Source organism: Mesorhizobium sp. J18, assembly GCF_007829525.1.
Taxonomy (GTDB): domain Bacteria; phylum Pseudomonadota; class Alphaproteobacteria; order Rhizobiales; family Rhizobiaceae; genus VLJP01.
In genome coordinates, this window is record NZ_VLJP01000077.1 from 1 (window position 1) to 4,888 (window position 4,888).

Annotated in this window: 6 protein-coding genes; 3 read left to right on the top strand and 3 right to left on the bottom strand. The window is 60.9% G+C overall.

The window, feature by feature from the left end:
* Positions 1–47: 47 nt before the first annotated feature.
* From L598_RS19700 to L598_RS19710, 3 genes are read right to left on the bottom strand one after another with little or no spacing between them, the layout of a single operon-like run.
* Positions 48–992 carry a hypothetical protein gene (locus L598_RS19700; protein WP_144865437.1) on the bottom strand — a complete coding sequence of 315 codons (945 nt, stop codon included), beginning with the start codon at positions 990–992 and terminating at the stop codon, positions 48–50.
* Positions 976–2,163 (bottom strand): hypothetical protein, encoded by a 1,188-nt coding sequence (locus L598_RS19705; protein WP_144865439.1) that lies wholly within the window; start codon positions 2,161–2,163, stop codon positions 976–978. The genes L598_RS19700 and L598_RS19705 overlap by 17 nt, the downstream gene beginning before the upstream one ends.
* Before the next feature lie 11 nt (positions 2,164–2,174).
* Positions 2,175–2,417 carry a DUF2188 domain-containing protein gene (locus tag L598_RS19710; RefSeq protein ID WP_045449871.1) on the bottom strand — a complete coding sequence of 81 codons (243 nt, stop codon included), beginning with the start codon at positions 2,415–2,417 and terminating at the stop codon, positions 2,175–2,177.
* 140 nt (positions 2,418–2,557) lie between these two features.
* On the opposite strand from L598_RS19710, the gene L598_RS19715 reads away from it, so the two are divergent.
* The 3 genes from L598_RS19715 to L598_RS19725 are packed head-to-tail and all read left to right on the top strand — an operon-like array spanning position 2,558 to position 4,593.
* Positions 2,558–2,881: a helix-turn-helix transcriptional regulator gene (locus L598_RS19715; protein ID WP_200815355.1), complete on the top strand. Its 324-nt coding sequence runs from the start codon at positions 2,558–2,560 to the stop codon at positions 2,879–2,881.
* A complete protein-coding gene (locus L598_RS19720) occupies positions 2,878–3,819 on the top strand; it encodes an ImmA/IrrE family metallo-endopeptidase (protein ID WP_144865440.1) in 942 nt (313 codons plus the stop codon). Before L598_RS19715 ends, L598_RS19720 begins: the two co-directional genes overlap by 4 nt.
* Positions 3,820–3,870: 51 nt before the next feature.
* Positions 3,871–4,593 (top strand): hypothetical protein, encoded by a 723-nt coding sequence (locus L598_RS19725; protein ID WP_144865442.1) that lies wholly within the window; start codon positions 3,871–3,873, stop codon positions 4,591–4,593.
* The last annotated feature ends 295 nt before the right edge of the window (positions 4,594–4,888 follow it).

Here is a 4,888-nt window from a genome sequence, read left to right on the forward strand (position 1 = left end):
GGGAGAAAACCGACCCGGTCAGAGGGAGAAGAACAGAGAGAATTTCGTCAGAGCGCGAAGCCCCAGAGACCGTTCTCGGACTTCAGATAAGGTTCGAGGTCTGCCCATCGCTGCGCACCAAATGCTTGACGCAGCGTCTTCGCGCTGGAGTGGGCATGATCAAGGAGTTCCCGAGCGCTGAAGCGTCGGCCGTCCTGGTGTCCCTCAACCAGCTTGCGAATGATGGCGATATGGATGTCCGACTTGAGATCGATCGTGACGTTGCCATGGATGGTGAGTCGCTGCCCGCTCGGTGAGAGGGACAGGGGCGTATGAGGGCTGACGGCGGGTGTGCCATCGAGAAGTGCCGATAGGATTTCAGGGCTGACCGCCATTCCGTCATCGAAATCGATGGCATCGCCGATGGACACGACGAGGTGCCCCGGCAGCCCCGGTTCATGGAGCCGACCACTGGGCGTGCTGGTCAAGAGAATGCGGACATGGGGTGTTGGTCGCCTTCGGGCCGCATCAGCCACATCTGCCCAAATCTTCCGGTCCGAAAGGCGGCGCGCGAACCATATCGGGACTCGCTGAGGGCGACGGCCGATGCGTGCGTTGCCAAGCTCCCACAAAGCTCGTGGAACGAGCACTCTGGCGCCGTCGCGGGACGCAATGTCCAGCCCGACCAGCAAGCGGGCGAAGAGGACCGGGAAGTCGACCCCGTAGACTCCCATCCGCTCTTTCGGGACACCGACCCAGCCAGCAGACGGGCTGAAGTATCCGTAGCCGTTCCGTTCCGAGGACCAGATCAGGGAGACCGGCTCGTCTTCGAAATCAGCCAGCGAGGCGGCCGCCGCGTTATGGCCATCGGGACGCAGCACATTCGCCGCCAGCAATTTCCCCGCGCTGTTGGCGTGATAGTCGGAGAGCACGGCGCCGGCGACTTTGGCATCCGTGCTCTCCACAATTGAGAGGAGCAGATCAACCGCCCTCCGATCAATCGACGACGACACCGCCGTCTCCGGAAAGGATGCCCCAGCGCCGGAGATACTTTTCGCCGATCAGTTGCTCCTCTTCGGTCTGGTCCTTGAGATTGCAGCCATGCGGCATCGTGATCGTCAACGGCAGCGTCCGACCGCGTTTGGCATCGCCCTTGGGATGGAATTTGATCGAGAGTTTGGCCTGTGTCGCCACCCAACCGCCAGCCAGCGGATCGTTGGCGCCGAACCGCTCCGCCGACATGCTCCAGATAGTGCGGTCGGCCTTCCGAAGACATTCCAGCGTGACGCGCTCGCCCACATTGTCGATGGGCATCAGACGCAGCTGCTTGACCTCGACGGACTCGATCCCATCCTCCGGGTCGGTCGGAAAATCGAAAGGATGAAGCAGAACCGCGAGGTCGTAGGTGCGGAAGGGCACCTTCTCGCTCTGGAACTCGATCCCCAGCAGGTCGCGCGCCATGAAGCGAACCATCTCTTCCCGGCTCTCGCGGTCGTTGGCGACGACTTCGATGACGCCGGTCGCCGGTTCATAGGTCATGGCCGCCTCGAACACGGGACGGCGGGCGCGGCGGACGAGCGTTCCCGCGTCATCGAACGCCAGGAAATCGTCGAGGAGGCCTTCGCGGTAAATCGCGATTTGGACAAGCTCGCAATCCTCGCCGTCGAAGGTCGGCCGGTAGCGCCCGAAGATGTCGATGTGGATGTTGTTGGAAGCGAACCGTTCGCGCAGTGCCGTCTTGAAGGCATCGATGGATGCCTCGTCCCGCCGCAGATCGAGGTTCGGCTCGCCGATGAACCCGTCCCAGCTCCGACCACGGCGCCGCTCATCGGTGTAACGGACCTCCTCGGCATGGCGGAACCGAACCGGTTCGTTCAGGAACATCCAGAGCGAACGCGCATGGCCATTTGCCAGATCATCGAGCACCGTGCGGTCGTCGATCACGCTGTAGAGTGCGGTCTGCCCCGCATCATCGGCCAGGGCGCTCACACGCTCGGCGTCATTGACGATGCGGGCGCGGGCTTCGTCGTCCAATTCGTCGACGGCCCGCAAGGTGACGCGGGCGACTTCCGGCTCGGGCGCCTCCCAATCGACCTCGGTCGGAAGCTCGATGCCGGTGTGGTGGAAATAGGCCTGCAGCGACGAGGCAGGCACGTTGCGGATGAAACTCGTCACTGAGGCCATGGCCGATCTCCTTAGCCCTTGATGTTGCGGGGGTCGTTCCCGTGGGAATCGGACTGGCCGATCCGGCCATCCTGGTTGTGGATCTTGAATTCCGTCCCGGCGTTGCGGCTGATCTCCCGCCCACGGTCGATCGCCTCCCGCTTCGTGTCGAAGTGCCCGCTGGCGCGCTCGGCGCCGCCGCGGCGGACATCCCATCCGCCATTGGGATTGGGGACCACGTGATGGGTGCCCGAACCGTTACCTGCTTTAGCCATGACGGCCTCTTGTCTCGTGAAAGCGCGAAAGTGGGTTCGTTACTACGAACTTGTGCGCAAGATAGGTATTGCAGGTACGGCGTGTCAAGGACTAGATGTATCGTGATAACGAACCCGGCGGACAAACAGGAGAACACCCGGTGCCAACACCCTTGGGAGAGCGCGTTCGCGAGCTCAGGCTGAAGCGAGGATTGACCCTGGAGGCGCTGGCCGAAAGGGTCGGATCCAGCAAGAGCTACATGTGGGAGATCGAGAACAAGGACGTCGCGCGCCCTTCGGCTGAGAAGCTTCACCAGATCGCGGCCGCCCTCGAGACGACGACTGACTATCTGATTTCCGCCGACGAAGTCACCGAAGCGGACGCGACAGACACTGCCTTCTTTCGCAAGTATCAGAAGATGAAGCCGAAGAGCAAAGAGAAGCTTCGCGAGATGCTTAAGATCCTGGACGATGAGGATGAATGAGCAATAGCGGCAGAAAATCGCCCAGAAGGGCCGCGAACGATCTGACTGTGCTTCTCCGCACCGTGCTGGGAGAAGACCGGTTCCCCGTGGACGTGGAGGCGCTGGCGCTCGAAGTCTCCCGAAACCACGAAGACCCGATTACGGCAGTGAAGGGCGTCGACATCGACGGCTTCGAGGGCATGCTCCGGGCACGGCGCAAGAAGCCCGGGTGGCAGATTCTCTACAACACTCAGCCCCGCTACCGTGGACGCGAGCGCTTCACGCTCGCTCACGAGTTCGGGCACTACTTGCTGCACCGGCGCCCGCTGACCGCAGCGCACTACCGTAACGGCGAGCTCTCGGACGAATTCGACTTCGAGTGCCTTCCGCTGCAAGCCAACGGCTGGAAGGACGCGGAGAAGCAGCGTGAAGAAGAGGCCGATACCTTCGCCTCCTTCCTGTTGATGCCGATCGACGACTATCGGAACCAGGTCGGCAGTCAGGAGGTAACTCGCGACCTCCTTGGCCATGTGACTGACCGATACGGAGTTTCGCTTCTTGCGGCCGCGCGCAAGTGGATCGAATTCACCGACACCCGAGCGGCCATGGTGGTTGCGCGAGACGGATTCGCGTTGTGGGGCAGAGCGAGCACGCGCGCCTACAGAAGCGGTGTGTTCATTCAATCGGGCATGCCGATTCCCGACGGCTCCATCATGGCCATGGGGTCGGCGTCGCAGCACACCAGTTCTCAGCGCCCGGTGGCTTTGCCCGCCGGCATCTGGACATTTAGTCGGGGCTCCGAACCGGTCCGAGAACTGACCTTCTTCTCTGACCGGCTCGGTTTGGCGGTGTCTCTTCTGCAGTTCGATCGCGCCGTCGATGGAGCTGAGGTCGAGGACGAAGAACCTTGGGATAGCTACGACCAGTTCATCGCTGGCGTCAGCCAATCATCACAGTGACCGCAACAGTGATCGTCGGTCGGATCCGCTGATTCGGAAAGGAGACACAAGATGATCGCGTTCCGGGACGTCGATGATGCCGATCCGGCGCTTCTGCACTCGCCGATTGTGCGCGCGATAGAAAAGACCTTCGCCTACATCGCCGAGCACGGAGGCATCGCGCTGACCCCATCCAAAGCCTTCAAGCGCAGCTTCGTCCATTGGGCCGCAGCCCAGTTCGAATGGCCCGGATACTCGGAGGCCGATCTCTTCGCCGTTAATAAGGTGCTCAACGAGATGGATTTCGGCCCGCTGATGGATCTGCACGACATGATGATCGCATTGAAGATTGGGCGGCACTACAAGGGGAAATTCAAGCTGACCAGGTCTGGTCAGTCCCTTGTCGGTCATCCGGGTCGGCTTTTCGGAATCATCACGCCCTTTTATCTGTTCGAGGTCGATCACTTGCGGTTTTCGCGGCGAGGAGCTCGGCCCCTGGGCAACTGGGATATCTTCTTAAACGTGCTCAACGTTGAGGCAGAGAAGGGCGCAACAGGTGGAGATATCCGGCGCGCCCTTTACGGGGAGCCAGATAACAACCGTTTCTTCGATGAAACGCTGAGCAGCCTTTATGTGCAGGTGCTGCGACCTCTCTGCTGGACGGGGCTTCTACATGAAAATCGTTCTGATGGGTTGTCTCGCACCGAGCGCAGCATGTTCACGAAGACGCCTCTCTGGCGGACGGCATTGCGTCTGGCCACGGATGGCAAGCTACGCCCGCGTACGCTCCACTGACCGAACCTCGCTTCATTTCTAATGATTCCGCAGAAGCGCGATAAGCGATTGAATATTATTGCATATCCGCAGTTTGCAACTACCGTTTTGCCCAGTCATCTTCTGTTGCGAACGGTCTCATGCAAGACGCCCGATCCGGTCCGAACCCTCTGTTGCCCGTCCGTCTGTCGGCGGGCGAACGCCTCGATGAACTCGCGCAGATTCTTGCCGCGGGGCTGAGGCGTATACTGCCGGAACAGTCCAGTTCTTTATCTGCACCTGGCGAAGACAGTTCATTCGACATTCTCGCCCTCAA

Excerpts from the sequence above, each read along its gene's own strand:
- L598_RS19705 (WP_144865439.1), bottom strand. The coding sequence starts at position 2,163 with ATGGCCTCAGTGACGAGTTTCATCCGCAACGTGCCTGCCTCGTCGCTG.
- L598_RS19720 (WP_144865440.1), top strand. The coding sequence starts at position 2,878 with ATGAGCAATAGCGGCAGAAAATCGCCCAGAAGGGCCGCGAACGATCTG.
- L598_RS19710 (WP_045449871.1), bottom strand. The coding sequence starts at position 2,417 with ATGGCTAAAGCAGGTAACGGTTCGGGCACCCATCACGTGGTCCCCAAT.
- L598_RS19725 (WP_144865442.1), top strand. The coding sequence starts at position 3,871 with ATGATCGCGTTCCGGGACGTCGATGATGCCGATCCGGCGCTTCTGCAC.